A 17,708-nucleotide genomic window follows, 5' to 3' on the forward strand; every position below is an offset into this window, starting at 1 on the left:
CAAATTTTTCATTCATGCTCGATGAATCCGCATACTTGCAGCTTTGGCAAAAGATTATCAAAGGAGATAGAAAAGCCTTTGAGAAGCTGTTTGATGCCCTTGGTAAAGAGTTAGTTAGCTATGCTTATAAAATTTCGCTAGACCGAGCTTTGGCAAAAGATGCGGTGCAAGATGTCTTTGTAGATTTGTGGTTGTATCGAAGCAATTTGAATGAAGACGTTCAGGTAAAATTTTACCTCTATCGTTGTGTACGGAGAGCCACGACCAAACTTCTTAAAAGAGATAATCAGGAAAATACTGAAGTACAATGGTATCCTATGGACTTTGAAGCTGATGAATTATCCCCAGAAATGTTGTTGTGTAGAATCGAATCGGAAAGTTTTCAAGAAGCACAAATTGAAAAATCTTTAAAAATTCTTTCAGAACGAGAAAGAGAGATCATTACGCTCAAATACTACTCTAATCTTAAGCTCAGAGAAATTGCTAACTTATTAGAAATCAAGGAGCAAACTGTAGCTAATATCCTTCAAAAAGCCTTAACCAAACTACGTCAACAATTGTCCTATTTAATCTCGATAGTGCTATTTTTCATCTTTGGTTAAAAAAAATCAAAAAAAAATTACATTTCTTGTGGTAGTAAAATTCAAAACGCTTCTCTGTATTTGTAAAGGGATAATACTTTCAAACAGTGAGCCGTGATAATGACATAAATTCACAAAGTGTTTTGATACTATTTCTTCAATCACTTTATGCCTTTGCCACGTTTAAATTTCCCTATTAACAACCAAACTAACGTTGATGTGAACAATTATGTATCATATACGCCCGAAGAATTAGCTCAGGATCAGTATTTTATCCAGTGGGTTAATGCTACCGATTTGGCAGCAGAAAACTTTTGGCAAAATTGGCTCGAAACCTATCCCTTTAAAAGAAAAGATATTGAAATAGCTCGACAAATTGTGCTTTTAACAAACCAAATGGCTGATTCTGACTTTTCAGATGATGAGATGGTGGAGTTGAAAAGTGCTATTTTCGTACAAATTGCGCAATATGAAACTCCTTCTATTTGGGGTCGTTTCCGTCAAAACTGGGCATGGGTAGCGGTGGCAGCCTCATTAGCTCTGGGAATAGGTTTGTGGTGGCAAAAATCGCAATTGGTTTCTGACAATACCTATTTGGCACAAGTAAATATGGCCAAAAAGAAATACGAAATTATTGAATCATTGAACCTAAACGAAGAACAAAAAGTAGTAAGTCTTCCTGATGGTAGTTCAATTATGTTAAAAAAAGGAGCACGTATTTCGTATCCTGAATCCTTTGAAGGAGATAAACGTGAAGTGTATTTGACGGGCGAAGCCTTTTTTGAAGTAGCAAAAGATGCTACTAAGCCATTTTTTGTTCACGCCAATCAAGTTATTACCAAAGTATTAGGCACAAGCTTTACGATACGAGCCGTTGCAGATGCTCCGACCGTAACAGTAAATGTCAAAACTGGGCGAGTTGCTGTCTTTCTAGCCAATAGTCAAGAGGAAACCCAACAAGCTCAAACCAAAAAGTTAGAAGGATTGGTACTTTCACCAGGCGAAAGGGTCGTCGTCGAAGAAAATAATATTGGCGCCGTCCAAGCTCCAAAGCCGTTTTCAGAGACTGTTAGTCCAAATACCTCTCAGTCGATCGAGCATATTTCATTTGAATTTAATGAAACTCCTTTAAAAGACGTTTTTGCTCGAATCGAACAGGTTTATCACTTAAAAGTTGAGTACAATGAGCATTTGATGGGCAATTGCCCTGTCACAGCGTCATTGACCGACGAGCCTTTGAATCAAAAGCTACACCTTATTTGTAAAGCAGTAAGAGCTAACTATGTCCTGTCGGAGGGGAAAGTGGTAGTATCTGGTGCTGGATGTGAATAAAACAAATGCTATGAAAGAAAATCTATTTAACTCAAAATCCTTAGTGCCTATGTAATACAGTCGATTACGTCCTGTTTTTTATCTCAAAAAAAAGAGCCGATAAAGTGCAATTTATCGACCCTTTAGCCACCAATCCTTGCAGGGATTGCAGCTATTCTTTTGTCAAAATCGTCCAAATTTTAACAATCTAAAGTTATGAAAAAAATTCAACAGAATTATCATTTTGTTTGGCAAATCATGAAACTAACCTTTTACCAGCTTTGCTTGATGGCAGCATTTTTCAACCTTTCGCTTGCTTTACCTAGCAAGGGACAAGAGGTGCTGCGTCAGCCTTTATCTATCAAGGCTAGTAATCAAAGCATAAAAGAAATCTTGCATACCATTGAAAAAAATAGTGATGTCCGCTTTGTATATAGCTCACGTATAATCAACAGCGAACGCAAAGTTTCTGTGACACTCAACAATACTACTTTAGGACAAGTATTGAATAAATTATTGCTGCCTTTGCAAATCAAGTATGAGATTTCGGGCAGACAAATCGTGTTGGATGTCGCCGAACCCATTGAAGAAACAACGCAAGTAGTTGAGGAGATGATACCCGCTGATATTTCTGTTTCGGGGAAGATTACCGACGAAAGTGGTAGCGCCTTAGCAGGCGTAAACATCATTATTAAAGGTACTCGAACAGGTACAACTTCTGACGATAAAGGTTTTTATAAAATTGCCGTTCCTAAAAAAACTAATTCATTGGTTTATAGTTTTGTAGGATATAAATCTGCGGAAAAACTTGTAGGCGAACAGACTATTATCAATGTACAGCTTCAGCCAGAAAATAATGCCCTCGACGAAGTTGTAGTGGTTGGTTATGGTCAAGTACAAAAGCGTGATTTGACGGGTTCGGTTGTTTCAATCAAAGAAACACAAATTACCTCAACTCCCGTTACTAACGTTCTTGAGACCCTTCAAGGAAAAGTTGCTGGGATGGATCTGACTCGTAGCAGTGGCGAAAGTGGGGCATCTTTGAACTTTTCGATTCGTGGTAACCGCTCTTTGAATGCTTCGAACCAACCTTTGATTTTGGTAGATGGTGTCCAATATGGTTCTTATATTGACATCAACCCGAACGACGTAGCATCAATCGAAGTGCTAAAAGATGCCTCTTCAACAGCTATTTATGGTTCGAGAGGTGCCAATGGTGTTATTTTGATTACTACAAAAAATGGAAAAGCTGGCAAAACTAAAGTCGAGTTTAACAACTACTATGGTCTTAATTTGTTATCAGATTATCAGCAAGTAACTAATTCACAGCAATTTGTAGCAATGCAGCGTGAAGCCTATCGTGCCGCAGGTCAGTGGAGTAGTACAGCAGATGATGCCAAGATTTTCAATGTGTTATTACCCAATATTCAAAAAGGCGTTAATACCAATTGGGCAGATTTGATGTTACATAATGGTAGTGTTCAAAACAACCATTTGGCTATTTCAGGAGGTAATGAAAAGACCAAATTCAGATTATCTTCTGAGTTTTTTGACGAAAGAGGTTTATTAAAATATGATGAACTCAAGCGTTTTGTACAACACTTAAACCTTGACCATCAGATTTTTAGCAACCTGAAAGTAGGAATGGTGTTAAACTTCAATAGCTCAACGCAACAACGTAGAAATACCAGTTTTTGGAATCTAATCAAAAACTCTCCACTGGGCGAGCCCTACGAAGCAGACGGGTCTATCAAAACATATCCTTTCCCGGGTAATCTGACTTATAATCCTTTACTAGACGAAGATCCTGCCAACTATAATAACGAAACCAGTAGCAGCCGAATATTTATGTTGGGTTACGCTGATTGGAATATTTTGAAGGATTTATCGTTGCGTTCTAGTTTCAACGTTGATATGTTTAATAGTCAACAAGGTATTTTTGAAGGAAAAAATACCACCTTGGCTGGTGTCAATAGTGGCTACTCTCGTTCGGCATTAATAGACCAACGCAATCGTAATTGGACTTGGGAAAATGTATTGAACTATAACAAAACTTTCAAAGACCATACGCTCAATACCATGGTTGGAACGAGTATGATTAGTTATCGTACCGTAAACTTTTCTGCCGAAGGTAAAGACCAACCATTCTCATCTGCTCTATTTTATAATTTAGGTACCAATACTCGCGACATCATTACCAACAGTAGCTTGACAGAAAGCTCATTAGCTTCATTTTTTGGACGTATCAATTACAAGTACAAAGATCGTTATTTTGTAACTGGTTCAGTTCGTTTTGATGGTGCTTCGGTATTGGCTCCCGGCAAAAAGTGGGCATCTTTCCCTTCTTTAGCTTTAGCATGGCGTCCATTGGCTGAGTCTTTCTTGGCTAATAGTAATATTCAGAATACACTTTCCGAATTCAAAGTAAGAGCAAGTTATGGAGTTTCGGGCAATAGCGCTATTTCACCATATCAAACACAAGGAGGCTTGAGTCGAGTAGCTTTTTCATTTGATGAAAATCCTGCCTTTGGATACTGGCCGAAATTACTAGCAAATCAAGATTTGGGATGGGAAAAAACAGCTACCCTTAACTTTGGATTAGACTTTGGTATTTTGAAAAACAGAATTACAGGTACCATCGACTACTATACCACCAACACCAGTGATTTGTTGATGGATAGAATTCTACCAAGTTTGACAGGATACAGCACAACAGTTGCAAACGTGGGTAAAACTAAAACTCGTGGTTTGGATGTAGTTATTTCAACGCATAATGTTCATACAAAGAAGTTTAGCTGGTCAACAGACCTCAATTTCGCCACTTTCAAAGAAGAGATTGTTCAATTAAGTGTAGGTGGAGATGACGTAGCCAAAGCATGGTTTGTTGGTAAGCCATTGAGAGTATTTTATGATTATGAAAAAGCAGGTATTTGGCAAACTTCAGAAAAAGATGAAGCAGCCAAATATGGTAAAACCCCAGGTGAAATCAAGGTAAAAGATCAAAATGGAGATGGTAAAATTACTGCTAGTGATGACCGTGTGGTATTGGGGCAAGCTTCACCAAAATGGTCGGGTGGTATTACTAACTATTTTACTTATGGAGATTTATCCTTGTCAGTATTGGTATATGCACGTGTAGGACAAACCATTGCCAGTGATTACTTGGGTTATTACTATCCAGGGGGAACGACTGCTGTAGTGGACTATTGGACACCAAGCAATCCAACTAACTCATATCCACAACCATATTTGAATCGCACAGACCAGTATATCTCTACGCTCAAATACATTGATGGGTCATTCTGGAAAATCAAGGATATTCGTTTGAGCTATAATTTACCAAAATCATTATTGAAAAAGACTCCTTTGAGTAATGTCACCATTTATTCGACAGCCAAAAACTTCTTCACTTTCAGCAAGATAGCAAACTATGACCCTGAGCGTGGCGGTTCGGTCGACTTTCCGCTTACCAAACAATTGGTATTTGGTTTAAATGCTAGTTTTTAAGAAAGTACTTGGTAAAACTTCAAACATGATTCATTATGAAAAAGATTTTTAGATATATAATTGCTTCAATCGGTTTGACAGGAACATTAGGGCTCAATTCCTGCTCTGATTTTTTGGAAGAAACCAATAAAAATACGGTTACTTCAGACCAATTTTACAAAACTGCCGAAGGAATGGAAGGGCTCGTTAATTCATGCTATGCCCCAACACGTATTTGGTATGGAAAAGTAATTGGTCATCTTTTGACCGAAGCAGGAACAGACGAAATGCTTCCAGGTGGATTTACAGGTTATACCTATTTCCATGATTATAGCTCCACTTTACAAGCAACAGAAACGGGCTTTTTATTTGTTTGGAAAAGCTTTTATAGAGGTATCAATGCTTGTAATACAGCGCTGGAATATCTTCCGACATCGCCTCTTTCAGCTAGTCAGAAAGCCGTTCGTGAGGGAGAAATCCGCTTTCTTAGAGCTTTTTATTACTATCATTTGACAGAGACATTTGGAGACATTCCGCTTCGGACTAAATCGACGATAGCGCCAGAAACAACGGCACTCAGAAACTCCAAAGATGACATTTATAAATTGATTTTCAGCGATTTAGAAACTGCTCTAACTCAGTTAAAAGGTGTAGTAACTCCACAGGGAGGGCGTATTACCGAACCAGCAGTAGCGGCACTTTTGGCACGTTTGTATTTGACGCGTGACAAAAACACCGAAGCCTTAACAATGGCCGACCGAGTGATTAACAATTATAGTTATAAGCTCATGAGCGACTACAAAGCCCTTTGGAATATCAACAACAGCGACGGTAGCAAAAACTCTGAAGTAGTATGGTTTGTAAATTATTCCGAAAACAACAACCTCAATGACTATGGTCGTTATGATGACCTAGGATATTATTGGTTATGGGAAGGCGGAAATCATGCTCACGTATTGTACTTGCCGTATTTTGGTGGAGATAAAGGTTGGACTTATGATGTAGAAACAGGGCGCCCATTAGTGCAATATATGCCTTCAAAGTATCTATTAAATATATTTGATGAAACAAAAGATGCTCGCTGGGCAGGCTCATTCCGTATGGTGTGGTATGCCAATGACCCTACTTCTCTTGCTTCGGGAATGAAACTTGGCGACACATCTGTAGTAATATCAAAAACGCCAGTAAGTGCCGAATACCGTAAATCAAAACCTTATGTGATTTATGATGTAAACGATATTTACCAAGCAGATGGCTTACCCACGATTCCCCGCTGGCACTTCCCTGCACTTATCAAATTTGCAGACCCAACTCGTTCGGCAAGAGATGTAATTAACAGTAAGCGTGATGCTTTTGTATTTAGGTTATCCGAAATGTATTTAATTGCAGCAGAAGCAAGTATGAAACTTGGTGATAATACAAAAGCTGCCAGTTATGTCAATGTTGTTCGTTCAAGAGCAGCACTTCCGGGACAAGCATCCGCTATGCAAGTAAAAGCAAGTGATATGACTTTAGATTTTATTCTTGATGAAAGAGCCAGAGAATTTGTTGGAGAACAACTTCGTTGGTTTGACCTAAAACGTACAGGCAAACTAATCGAACGTGCGACCAAATACAATCCTTTTGCTGCACCAAACATCAAAGCGTACCATACTTTACGCCCTATTCCTCGTGTGGAAATAGATGTATTGCAGAACAAAAATGAGTTTTTGCAAAACCCAGGGTATAATTAAGGAATAAGGTAGAATTGTGAGTTACGATTGTAATCAATGGGTACGCTAAAAAATTCAAGTGCTTGTATGGTACATTTACCCTGATAAAGATTAAACATGAGTTATCCTGAATTTTTCGGGATTGGGATTATGCTCTAAGTTTTTATCAAAAAAGTGGTCGAAAAATATTTTTCGACCACTTTTTTGATGCTATTATGCTAGATATGACTTGGTTTAAGACGCAATCATTGCGTCTCTACTGATGGAATACAAATTTTAAATTAATTAATCGCTCGCTCACTCAATCTCTAAATCGCTAAATTCGAGATGACTCATACTTTTCTATGAGTACAATTACGTAAAATATTACTTATGTGTAAGATGGTATTAATGACTTTTTTAAACAACAAAATCTAGCATCTAGTACTATCATTTACTTCTAAACAATCCAATTATGAATTTAAAAACAATAGCCGTCAAAGCTCTTTTTTTAAGTACATCTAGCTTATTAGCTTTTTCACAAAGTCCTCAACAAGATTACAAACTTTGGTACAAAAAACCTGCCTCTTCGTGGAATGAAGCGCTACCAATTGGGAATGGGAGACTTGCTGCCATGGTTTTCGGAAACCCTGCGATAGAACACCTCCAGCTCAATGAAGAAACGGTTTGGTCTGGACAGCCTCATAATAATGTGGTTGAAAGTCAAGGAGCAACAATCCCTTTATTGAGAAAACTTCTTTTTGAGAAAAAGTACGCTGAGGCACAGGAGCTATCCAAACAGAAGATGGTTGCACCTCAAAACGGTATGAGTTATCAGCCTTCTGGTGATGTATATCTTCGTTTCAAAGGGCATGATAATCCACAAAATTATTATCGTGACCTCAATATCAGTAAGGCTACCTCTACAGTAAGCTATGAGATCGATGGCGTTAAATATAAGAGAACAGCAATAGCCACATTAGGAGACAATGTGATTGCGGTAAAATGTGAAGCGAGCAAAGCAAAAGCGCTTAATTTTTCGGTTGGCATCAATTCTGCTCACCAAGAAAAACATATTTATGTAAAAAATGGACTATTAACCCTAACAGGCACACCAGCTGCGCAAGAAAATTTAGCCTCCAAAATCAATTATGAAGTGGATGTAAAAGTCCTCTCAAAAGATGGTAAGGTAAGTACCAACGATTCAAGTATTGTCATCAACGACGCTACCGAAGCTACCATTTATATTAGCATTGGTACTAATTTTAAAAACTATAGAGACCTTTCTGCTGATGCTCACGCAAATGCAATGAGCCTTTTGAATAAAGGTTTGAAGAAGAGCTTTTCTCAATTACTCCAAGAGCATATTAAAAATTATCAGCAATATTTTAATCGTGTTTCTCTAGATTTAGGAAAAAGCAGTTCAGTCAATTTACCTACCGATGAGCGTTTACAGCAATTCAATTCGCAGTTTGACCCTGAATTTATTGCCCTTTATTTCCAATTTGGCAGATATTTGATGATTGCTGGTTCACAACCCAATGGGCAGCCTACCAACTTACAAGGCAAATGGAATGACCGAGTAAAACCCGCTTGGGACAGCAAATACACTATTAATATCAATACCGAAATGAATTATTGGCCAAGCGAACCAACCAATTTATCCGAATTGGGTGATCCCTTGTTCAAGATGTTAAAGGAGTTAGCCGTGACTGGTCAGGAAAGTGCAAAAAAGCTTTACAATGCTCGTGGCTGGATGGCACATCATAATACGGATATTTGGCGTATTACAGGACCAGTCGATGGAGGTTTTTATGGCATGTGGCCAATGGGTGGTGCTTGGCTGAGTCGTCATTTGTGGGAGCATTATTTGTATACAGGTGACAAAAAATTTTTGCAAGAAATATATCCTATCCTCAAAGGTGCATCAACCTTTTATGTAGATGCCATGCAAAAAGAGCCAGAACATGGTTGGTTGGTAGTCAGTCCGTCGATGAGTCCTGAAAATACGTACAAAGACCCTATCGGTGGTAGTGCAGGTTTGAGCTATGGCACAACAATGGACAATCAGATTGTTTTTGAGCTATTGACGCATACCATACAGGCTAGTAAGGCTTTGAAACAAGATCAAATGTTTGCGGATACCTTAGATAATATACGTAAGCAAATTCCGCCAATGCAAATTGGACAATTTGGTCAGTTACAAGAGTGGATTAAAGACTGGGATAGACCTGACGACAAACATCGTCATATCTCACATTTGTATGGTTTATATCCTGCCAATCAAATTTCTCCTTATCGCAATCCAGAGTTGTTTTCGGCAGCAAATCAGACCCTTATTTCTCGTGGCGATATTTCGACAGGCTGGAGTATGGGTTGGAAAGTGAATTTTTGGGCAAGAATGAAAGATGGAAATCATGCTTATACTTTGATTAAAAATCAGTTGACGCTTGTTTCTCCAAAAGTACAAAGCGGACAAGGTGGTGGTACCTATCCGAATTTATTTGACGCACACCCACCCTTCCAAATTGATGGAAATTTTGGTTGTACTGCTGGCGTAGCCGAAATGCTTTTACAAAACCATGATGGTAGTATTGAAGTATTACCAGCTTTACCAAGTGAATGGAAAGATGGTAGTATCAAAGGCTTAAAAGCAAGAGGGGGATTCACCGTTGATATTTCTTGGAAAAACCAAAAAGTAACGAAATTAGTCATTCACTCTCAATTGGGAGGCAATTGTCGTTTGAGACTAGCATCAGAGACAAAACCAAACAATACCGCTCTGATACAAGCACAAGGCGAAAATCAAAATCCATTTTATCAGGTGGAAAAAGTGGCAACGCCGTTAGTAAACCCTAATGCTAAGATAAATCCGCCTGTTTTGAAGGCAACACAATTATGGGATTTAAGTACGCAGGCAGGTAAAACTTATGTGCTGAATTTTTAAAAGATTAAATTATAATTTATGCAAGGAGATGATTATCGCAATCATCTCCTTTTTTATTTTAACTATTCTCAAATTCCTTCCCTCTTTGTCACCTAGCCGACAAATGGCTTCTGGGTTTTTATTCAACTTTGTATCATAAACAAACAGAGAACACAAATGAAAAACATATTATGCATAGCATTGCTACTATTCTCAATCGTAGTTAATGCACAGAATACCAGACAAAAACATTTTTTACTTGAAAAAAATACAGCAATCAGTGGCTATGATCCTGTTAGCTATTTTTCAAATAAGCCTCTAAAAGGAAAAATAAATTTGACGTACAACTATGAAGGTATTAATTACCGATTTGCTAATCCCAATAATTTGGAAACCTTCAAAAAAACACCTGAAAAATATGAGCCTGCTTACGGAGGATGGTGCGCTTATGCAATGGGAGCTAAAGGCGAAAAAGTTGAAGTAGACCCAGAAAACTATCGTATTTATGAAGGAAAATTATACTTGTTCTACAAGAATTTTTTCTCAAATACTTTAGACGACTGGAAAAAAGAGGAAGTGAAGCTAAAGAAACAAGCAGATACAAATTGGAACAAAATTTTTAAATAGACCTTATGAAAACCTTCAACCTTCTGGTAAGACTAATTCCAGCCATTATTATGCTTCAGACCTTATTCTTTAAGTTTTCAGGAGCAGCCGAAAGCGTGTATATTTTTAGTAGTATTGGTATTGAACCTTGGGGTAGAATTGGCACAGGTATTTTAGAATTAGTTGCCTCTCTTCTTTTGTTGCTTGATCGTCAGACGCTTTGGGGTGCTCTATTAGGCATAGGATTGATGTTTGGGGCTGTTGTTACTCATCTCTTCTTGCTCGGAATCGAGATTATGGGCGATGGTGGGCAGTTATTCTTCATGGCACTTGCCACCTTAATTTGCTGTACATGGTTAGTATATCAGCGAAGAGAGCAGTTGAGAGTAATTCTGAATACAGCTCTCAAAACAATTTAAGCATTTTTGTATATTTGGGAATCATCAATCCCCCAAATACCTATGAATTTAGACACAAAATATTGGTATTTAAGAGACCACAGACTTTTTAGTGTGCTTTCTTCTTCCGAGTTAAAATCAATTTGTATGATTACCAACTTCAAAACGGCGAAGAAAGGTGAAATTATTTTGTTCTCGCATGATGAAGCTGTAAGAGTATATTTCTTGAAAAAAGGTACACTGAAAATTGTGGAAGTAGATGATAGAGGCAACGAAATCGTTAAAGATATTATTCAAAAAGGTGATATTTTTGGAGAGTTTACCCTCACCGAATCTGACACCGATGAATATGCAGTAGCGGTATCAGATAATGTGATTTGTTGTAGCTTTAAAATGGAGGATTTCGAAAAGCTCCTTGAGCAAAACCCTCAATTAGGGCTATCTTATACAAAATGGATAGGTTTTAGATTTAAAAGGTTACAAAATAGATATACCAATTTGATGTTCAAGGATGTTCGTACTAGATTTATGAGTTTTATGAACGAATGGGCCTCTAAAGAAGGTACACAACAAAATGAAGATATCGTTCTTCATAATTATCTTACACATCAAGACATAGCAAGCTTGATTTGTAGCACTCGCCAAACTGTTACTCAGCTATTCAATGAGTTTAAAGAAAAGGGAGTTCTAGACTATTCTCGAACTGAAATTATTCTCAAAAAGACAACCATAACCGCTAATTATATAGGTGTAAAAAGCTAGTATCTAACTTAATCTTCTTTCTCTATTGATTTTTTTATGATAAGATATTTAGTCCTCTGGCTATGCGTTGGAGGTGGGTTGACTGCGTGTACCCAAGAAATTACCCCTGCGGTAAATACTCCTGTTTCAGTACCTAAAACACTCGATAGCATGAGCACAAAAAACTATACTACAGGCAAGAAATTAATTGCGATGGGTAGTTTTCAAAATGCTGTTCATCAGACTACAGGAATTGCTAAAGTTTATGCTGACTCAGTACAGAGGAGTTACACATTAGTACTCGAAAATTTTAAAACTGATGCAGGACCAGACCTAAGAGTTTATCTAGCAGAAGATCGAGCTGTGACGAACTTTATTCAAATCTCTGATAAAGTTCAGAATGGAAATGTCGTATATGACATTCCGAGTGATATAGATTTGAAGAAAAGAAACCACGTTTTAATCTGGTGCAAAAGCTTTTCGGTGCTATTCGGAGCTGCTGAACTCAAATAAGATAACTTATGAAAAAAGTACTTTTGCTGTTGTTGATGCTATGCTCAATAACAACCTTCGGTCAATATGCCAAAACTCAAGAAGATATCGATTTGTCAATTGCCTTTGGTCAGTCATTTGCACCCTCTCTTTCCTATCAAAAACTCTATGGATTGGGGAAAAACAAGCGATTTAAAATTGGATGGGGCTTACGAGCCAATGGGCTCTTTAGTGGAGAAAAAACCTATCGAACCGCTCCCGCAAGATTAACCTCAGGACAATATAGCATTTTTGCCTTGTTCTCCGACGACATCGTGAGTAATATCGATACTCTACGTTTATCAAAAACGGCATTGGGTTCATTTAACGCCAAAATAGTGTTACAATATAGTTTCAGGAAATTTGATATTGGCTTTAATATCGATGCGATTGGGGTAAGTTTTGGAGGGAATCAAACTGGAAAATTTGTCTCTGCTGAATCTGCCTCTCTCAACAATACCACGCAAGTAGCTAAACCTAGTATATTCAATCTACTACTGATTAGCGATAGCGATTTAGGAAGTCTGAATTCTGAACTTTATGCCTCCTATCACCTCAACACCAAATGGAGTTTACGTTCAGGAGTAAGTTTTCAGTTTTTAGAATATAAAACAGACCGTTTATTAACCTTTGAAAATGACCGTTTTAGACACAAAATCTTGCAACCATTTTTGGCAATATCTTACCAAATTGGTCATAAAAAATAAGCTATATTACAAAAGTATTTTTACAGGAAGACTAATGATTTTTAGTCATCTAGCCTTTTCTCAAAACTGGAAAGTTGTTTCTAATTCAATTACTTTTAAAATCAAACATGCTTTTGGCGCCACAGCCGAAGGAAATATTGGAGGCTTTAGTGGTTCGATATATTTTGACACCAATCAATTATCTAAGACAAATATGAATGCCAGTCTTGAAGCCCGAACAATAGACACAGGTTTGGGCTTACGGGACAAAACACTCAAGGGAAGCAAGTATTTTGAGATAGAAAAATTCCCCAAAATATCAATTACCAGCACTAAAATCGAGCATGGAGCTAAGGAAAATGAGTACATAGGAAGTTTTGATTTGACACTTAAAAGCAAGACAAAAAATATCAAAATTCCATTTAATTTCATTAAAACCACAAACTCAGGGCAATTTAAAGCCAGTTTTCAAATTAATAGGCTAGATTTTGACATCGGTGAATCAAGTGCATTACTTGGTGATATAGTTACAATTTTTGTTACCATAAATACTGTTCCATTATGAGAAGCAAAGGCGTTTCACTACAGATTATCAGACAGTTAGAGAATGTGCTGTCTAGCATAGATGTAACACAGTACACCCAACCTTTAGCTGTTTTTAATGGTAGTAGTTTGGGACAACATGTACGTCATACAATCGAGTTTTTCCAATGCTTTATAGAGGGTCTTGAAAATGATGTTATTGACTACGATGCTCGAAAAAGAGATATACAAATTGAAAACGATTTAGCCTATACGCTCGACTGTTTGAGAAATATCTCAGCAAGGATTCTTGAAATTTCAAATACAGAGAAGCCATTATTTATCGCCACTTATTATGATGACGCCATTCCAGAAATGGTCGTTTCTAATGTGCAACGAGAGTTGGTGTATTTGATAGAGCACTCTATCCACCATTTTGCATTGGTTCGCATTGGAGTTCAAGAAAATTTCCCAGAGATTTCTCTTCCATTTAGTTTTGGCATAGCGTATTCTACTATTAAATACCGAGAAAGTGTTTCGGTGTAAGTAGCATTTTTTTTCATTCATTAGCCTTTGTTGGAGTTTTCTCCAACAAACTGGCGACAGCAACAAACCAGCTAAATCATGATCCTCGGCACTTAATTTGTTGCTTACGCTAGAATCGTTGGAGATAACTCCAACGATGGCAAAAAGTGTTTCGATGTAAGTAGCATTTTTTTACATTCACATTCTGCATTAATACACATGTGCGTACTGACTTATATTCCAACTGAAAATCAAGGATTTATATTGACATCCAATAGAGACGAAGCCGTCTCAAGAGTTTTGGCTATACCACCCAAAAAATATCAGCTTGGAGGGCAATATGTGTTTTTCCCAAAAGATCCCCAAGGAGACGGAACTTGGATTGGAAGTTGTGGAAACTTCACACTTTGTTTGCTGAATGGGGGCGTTGAAAAACATACCCCCCAACCTCCTTATCGGCAAAGTCGTGGCAAAGTAATCTTAGATTTTTTTGAATATTATTCAGTTCAATTTTTCCTTCAATCCTACTACTTCAATGGAATAGAACCTTTTACTTTAGTAATTATCGAAAGTCAAAAAGAACGAATTTTGCATGAAATCAAATGGACTGGTGAGGAAATTTTGTATCAAGAAAAAGAAGCCAACCTTGCACATATATGGTCATCTGTTACCCTTTACTCGCCAGCAATAATTCAGCAACGAGAGAATTGGTTTAAGGATTTTTTACAAGAAATACCCAATAAAGAATCTTTATTAGACTTTCACCATTTTGGAGGAAAGGGTCATGCTAAAAGTAATCTAAAGGTCAATTTTGAAAACCAATTAAAAACCGTTTCTATAACTCAATATACCATTACCAGAAATGAATTTACTATTCATTACGAAGATTTAATTCAAGATAAAACTTATGATTATCGGGTTTTTATGGAACATGAAGTACAATAGTGATAAAAATTATGGTGGAGAATGTTTCTCCACCAACCCTTAAGCAGCAGTATTAAATAGACGGTCTTTTACTTCTGGAAATCTTACCGCAGTTGCAATCCAAATCAATACCTCAATAGCTACAGGAATAGCAACAGGCTGATTACTCACAAAGTGAACTGCAATGGCTCCGCTCATGTAAGTCATGGCTAATAATGCGCCTACAACGCTAGTTCTTGGAATAAACCAAAGAACAACAATGACTAACTCTAAAATTCCAAGAAAGGTTAGATGCGCTTGTCCTCCCAAAGTTTTGGCCATTTCGGCAGTTCCTTCACCACCCAAAAGTTTGAATAATCCACTTCCAGTAAATACAAATGCTACTAAAATAGTTAAGCCCCAAATAATAATTTTATTCATCGTCGAGTTCATAATTTTGTTTATTTTTTTACAAAATTATGACTAGATGCTATACTTTTGTTATTAGTTACATAAAGGATAGTAGTATCAAAAACAATAGTATTAGATGGAAGAGATTCGTACCGCTAAATCTTGCAAACAAGCAAGACTAGCTATTCAAGATACCCTAGATGTTGTTGGAGGAAAATGGAAATTAGTCTTGATTTCAGTCTTGAGACATGGTCCTCGAAAGTTTAATGAGCTCTCTCGGGAAATACATATTAGCCCTAGAATTTTATCGAAAGAATTACAGGAACTAGAAAGTCATGGATTGGTATCCAGAACAGTGTGTAATACCAAACCCGTCACAGTAGAATACGCCTTGACAGAATACAGCGAAACGCTTTCAGAAGTAGTTATGTCCATGCACCAATGGGGTGTCAAACACCGTCAGCGTGTAATGGAGTTGGTCTAAATCCTAAATTTAGTGATTTAGTAATTGAGTGTTTGAGTGATTATTTTTTCAATCAGTTTAAATACTTTAGCTATATGAGTCATCCCGAATTTTGGAATAACTTAAAATAGAGACCTCTTGTTTGTGTTTATTGGGATTCAACAAGGTGAACGATTGTACTGTTTATGCAAAAAGGCGGTCGAAAAACTCATTTCGACCGCCTTTTTGCATACTATATTCCAACATGACATCTCTTTAGACGCAAAGCATTGCGTCTCTACTAGTAACATCTAGATTAAAAATAATCACTCATGCGCTCAATCACTAAATTTAGGATGACTCATGATTAGACAAGGACAAAATATAATTCACAATTCACCACTCACAATTAACAACTAGTATCCTGCGTTTTGGTACATTTTTACAGGATCTAATTTGTATTCATCAAATGGAATTGGGAAGTAATAGTCCTTTGTACCAAAGTTAGAAACTTTGGCTGTTCCATAATCTGATTGCGATTTGGATTTCATGTAGTTAACTAACTCTGTAGCATTGAAGAATCTCAATAAATCGAACCAACGGTGGTGTTCGAATGCCAACTCGACACGACGCTCATGCAAGATAGCCAACTTCAAGGTTGGGAATTTCTGACTGTATGTTGGGTCTAATTTCGAAACCTCGTAGGTCGGTAATTTAGCACGCTCACGTACTTGGTTGAGATACATAATCGCGTTAGCCTCTTCGCCCAAATACAAACTTACTTCCGACAACATCAAAATCACATCGGCGTAACGAATTAAAGGCCAGTCGTTTCCACCATAACCATTTGCACCTGCGGCTGAACTTACATCTCTAAATTTGGTGATATACCAATCTTTCACTGTGGCATCGTTGGCATATTTGATAGAAAAATCTTTACGCAAATCAGTCGATTCGTATTCTTTTACTAAATCCGCCTTTACGTTACCTCCTACACCACTACTTGGCTTAAGAGAAATTAGTGTTTCGCCTTTTGCTTGGTTATTGGCTGCGATTGAAGACGAATACGTTGGATCACCTTGTTTGCTAACAATCTGGAAAATGATTTCAGGGTTTGTAGTTTTCTTGGCTACATCAAACACATCTGCATAAGGAATATCCTTCAATGAAGTAAATGCCTTCATATTGTAGGCTGCCAACAAATAAGTTTTAGCATTTCCTAGGTTTGTTCCACGGTTCGCCTGATCTAAGGTCGTTGCCATAGTCAAATACACCTGACCAAGCAAGGCATTAGCAGCAGCTTTTGACACACGACCCTTGTCAGATGCAGGCTGGTGGTTAGGTAGGTTAGAATTGACAGCTTCTTTCAAATCAGCTACGATTTGATCATATACTTTTTCTTTCTTTTCACGGAAAGTGCTGTTTTTGACGTCAGTTGTCGTGTTTAATTGCTGAGTAACCAAAGGTACATCACCCCATTTGCGAACCAAATGAAAATAGATTAAAGCACGAAGAAACTTCGCCTCAGCATTGTAGATATCTCTATTAGCTGCTGTAGTGTATGTTACCTTGTCAATATTAGAAATCACCTGATTGGCACGAGAAACAGTCTGATAAAGTGCTAACCAGTGACTTTTCAAGTAAGTATTACTTGGTAAAATTGAAAAGTCATTAAACTGAAATGGCTCTCCTGCATTTGATTGGTTATCATTACGACCAGCATCGTCTGAGCGTTCGTCGGTATATAAACCACTATTTTCACCAATGTTATTTGAACTTCTCAAAGACTGATATACGCCGTTGACCGCTTGTAAAACGTCGTTTTCGGTTTTAAAAAAGTCTGTAGCATTTACGGCATTCGGGTCGTTTTGCATTACAAAATCGTCCGAACAAGCACTTAAGCTGAGCGCTACAAGTGCCAAAATTGATATTTTCTTAATCATTTTTC

The 17,708-nt window shown here is 37.4% G+C and carries 16 protein-coding genes; 14 read left to right on the forward strand and 2 right to left on the reverse strand.

What is annotated here, in order from left to right; translation table 11 throughout:
- Positions 1-14 precede the first annotated feature (14 nt).
- From GVN22_RS09605 to GVN22_RS09665, 13 genes are all read left to right on the forward strand, one after another.
- Entirely contained in the window at positions 15-602 is a 588-nt protein-coding gene (locus GVN22_RS09605) for an RNA polymerase sigma factor (protein WP_166550811.1), read from the forward strand.
- A 198-nt stretch (positions 603-800) separates the two neighbouring features.
- A complete protein-coding gene (locus GVN22_RS28405) occupies positions 801-1,913 on the forward strand; it encodes a FecR family protein (protein ID WP_166550812.1) in 1,113 nt (370 codons plus the stop codon).
- A 195-nt stretch (positions 1,914-2,108) separates the two neighbouring features.
- Positions 2,109-5,399, forward strand: coding sequence for a TonB-dependent receptor (locus tag GVN22_RS09615; protein WP_166550813.1), 3,291 nt, complete (start codon positions 2,109-2,111; stop codon positions 5,397-5,399).
- Between the two features lie 35 nt (positions 5,400-5,434).
- Entirely contained in the window at positions 5,435-7,111 is a 1,677-nt protein-coding gene (locus GVN22_RS09620) for a RagB/SusD family nutrient uptake outer membrane protein (RefSeq protein ID WP_166550814.1), read from the forward strand.
- 433 nt (positions 7,112-7,544) lie between these two features.
- Entirely contained in the window at positions 7,545-10,016 is a 2,472-nt protein-coding gene (locus tag GVN22_RS09625; protein ID WP_166550815.1) for a glycoside hydrolase N-terminal domain-containing protein, read from the forward strand.
- A gap of 156 nt (positions 10,017-10,172) precedes the next feature.
- Positions 10,173-10,622 carry a YHS domain-containing (seleno)protein gene (locus tag GVN22_RS09630; RefSeq protein WP_166550816.1) on the forward strand — a complete coding sequence of 150 codons (450 nt, stop codon included), beginning with the start codon at positions 10,173-10,175 and terminating at the stop codon, positions 10,620-10,622.
- A 5-nt stretch (positions 10,623-10,627) separates the two neighbouring features.
- A complete protein-coding gene (locus GVN22_RS09635) occupies positions 10,628-11,020 on the forward strand; it encodes a DoxX family membrane protein (protein ID WP_166550817.1) in 393 nt (130 codons plus the stop codon).
- Positions 11,021-11,062: 42 nt separating this feature from the next.
- A complete protein-coding gene (locus GVN22_RS09640; RefSeq protein ID WP_166550818.1) occupies positions 11,063-11,761 on the forward strand; it encodes a Crp/Fnr family transcriptional regulator in 699 nt (232 codons plus the stop codon).
- A 36-nt stretch (positions 11,762-11,797) separates the two neighbouring features.
- Positions 11,798-12,253 (forward strand): DM13 domain-containing protein, encoded by a 456-nt coding sequence (locus GVN22_RS09645; protein ID WP_166550819.1) that lies wholly within the window; start codon positions 11,798-11,800, stop codon positions 12,251-12,253.
- Between the two features lie 8 nt (positions 12,254-12,261).
- Positions 12,262-12,978 carry a hypothetical protein gene (locus tag GVN22_RS09650; protein ID WP_166550820.1) on the forward strand — a complete coding sequence of 239 codons (717 nt, stop codon included), beginning with the start codon at positions 12,262-12,264 and terminating at the stop codon, positions 12,976-12,978.
- A 34-nt stretch (positions 12,979-13,012) separates the two neighbouring features.
- Complete coding sequence (locus tag GVN22_RS09655) at positions 13,013-13,522, forward strand: YceI family protein (protein WP_166550821.1); 510 nt, start codon at positions 13,013-13,015, stop codon at positions 13,520-13,522.
- Positions 13,519-14,025, forward strand: a complete 507-nt coding sequence (locus GVN22_RS09660; RefSeq protein ID WP_166550822.1) for a DinB family protein — start codon at positions 13,519-13,521, stop codon at positions 14,023-14,025. The genes GVN22_RS09655 and GVN22_RS09660 overlap by 4 nt, the downstream gene beginning before the upstream one ends.
- A 198-nt stretch (positions 14,026-14,223) precedes the next feature.
- Entirely contained in the window at positions 14,224-14,949 is a 726-nt protein-coding gene (locus GVN22_RS09665) for an NRDE family protein (protein ID WP_166550823.1), read from the forward strand.
- Between the two features lie 39 nt (positions 14,950-14,988).
- Here GVN22_RS09665 and GVN22_RS09670 read toward each other — a convergent pair whose 3' ends face one another.
- On the reverse strand, positions 14,989-15,348 hold the full coding sequence (locus GVN22_RS09670; protein WP_205690838.1) for a DoxX family protein: 360 nt from the start codon (positions 15,346-15,348) through the stop codon (positions 14,989-14,991).
- Positions 15,349-15,454: 106 nt separating this feature from the next.
- Between GVN22_RS09670 and GVN22_RS09675 the strand changes: the two genes are divergently transcribed.
- A complete protein-coding gene (locus GVN22_RS09675) occupies positions 15,455-15,802 on the forward strand; it encodes a helix-turn-helix domain-containing protein (protein WP_166550825.1) in 348 nt (115 codons plus the stop codon).
- Between the two features lie 374 nt (positions 15,803-16,176).
- Here GVN22_RS09675 and GVN22_RS09680 read toward each other — a convergent pair whose 3' ends face one another.
- Positions 16,177-17,703, reverse strand: a complete 1,527-nt coding sequence (locus GVN22_RS09680) for a RagB/SusD family nutrient uptake outer membrane protein (protein ID WP_205690839.1) — start codon at positions 17,701-17,703, stop codon at positions 16,177-16,179.
- Positions 17,704-17,708 lie beyond the last annotated feature (5 nt).

Origin of the sequence: Cellulophaga sp. BC115SP (assembly GCF_009905545.1) — a bacterium.
In the GTDB taxonomy this organism is placed as follows: Bacteria; Bacteroidota; Bacteroidia; order Cytophagales; family Spirosomataceae; genus Flectobacillus; species Flectobacillus rivi.

Excerpts from the sequence above, each read along its gene's own strand:
- GVN22_RS09605 (WP_166550811.1), top strand. The coding sequence starts at position 15 with ATGCTCGATGAATCCGCATACTTGCAGCTTTGGCAAAAGATTATCAAA.
- GVN22_RS09615 (WP_166550813.1), top strand. The coding sequence starts at position 2,109 with ATGAAAAAAATTCAACAGAATTATCATTTTGTTTGGCAAATCATGAAA.
- GVN22_RS09620 (WP_166550814.1), top strand. The coding sequence starts at position 5,435 with ATGAAAAAGATTTTTAGATATATAATTGCTTCAATCGGTTTGACAGGA.
- GVN22_RS09625 (WP_166550815.1), top strand. The coding sequence starts at position 7,545 with ATGAATTTAAAAACAATAGCCGTCAAAGCTCTTTTTTTAAGTACATCT.
- GVN22_RS09630 (WP_166550816.1), top strand. The coding sequence starts at position 10,173 with ATGAAAAACATATTATGCATAGCATTGCTACTATTCTCAATCGTAGTT.
- GVN22_RS09635 (WP_166550817.1), top strand. The coding sequence starts at position 10,628 with ATGAAAACCTTCAACCTTCTGGTAAGACTAATTCCAGCCATTATTATG.
- GVN22_RS09640 (WP_166550818.1), top strand. The coding sequence starts at position 11,063 with ATGAATTTAGACACAAAATATTGGTATTTAAGAGACCACAGACTTTTT.
- GVN22_RS09645 (WP_166550819.1), top strand. The coding sequence starts at position 11,798 with ATGATAAGATATTTAGTCCTCTGGCTATGCGTTGGAGGTGGGTTGACT.
- GVN22_RS09650 (WP_166550820.1), top strand. The coding sequence starts at position 12,262 with ATGAAAAAAGTACTTTTGCTGTTGTTGATGCTATGCTCAATAACAACC.
- GVN22_RS09655 (WP_166550821.1), top strand. The coding sequence starts at position 13,013 with ATGATTTTTAGTCATCTAGCCTTTTCTCAAAACTGGAAAGTTGTTTCT.
- GVN22_RS09660 (WP_166550822.1), top strand. The coding sequence starts at position 13,519 with ATGAGAAGCAAAGGCGTTTCACTACAGATTATCAGACAGTTAGAGAAT.
- GVN22_RS09665 (WP_166550823.1), top strand. The coding sequence starts at position 14,224 with ATGTGCGTACTGACTTATATTCCAACTGAAAATCAAGGATTTATATTG.
- GVN22_RS09670 (WP_205690838.1), bottom strand. The coding sequence starts at position 15,348 with ATGAATAAAATTATTATTTGGGGCTTAACTATTTTAGTAGCATTTGTA.
- GVN22_RS09675 (WP_166550825.1), top strand. The coding sequence starts at position 15,455 with ATGGAAGAGATTCGTACCGCTAAATCTTGCAAACAAGCAAGACTAGCT.
- GVN22_RS09680 (WP_205690839.1), bottom strand. The coding sequence starts at position 17,703 with ATGATTAAGAAAATATCAATTTTGGCACTTGTAGCGCTCAGCTTAAGT.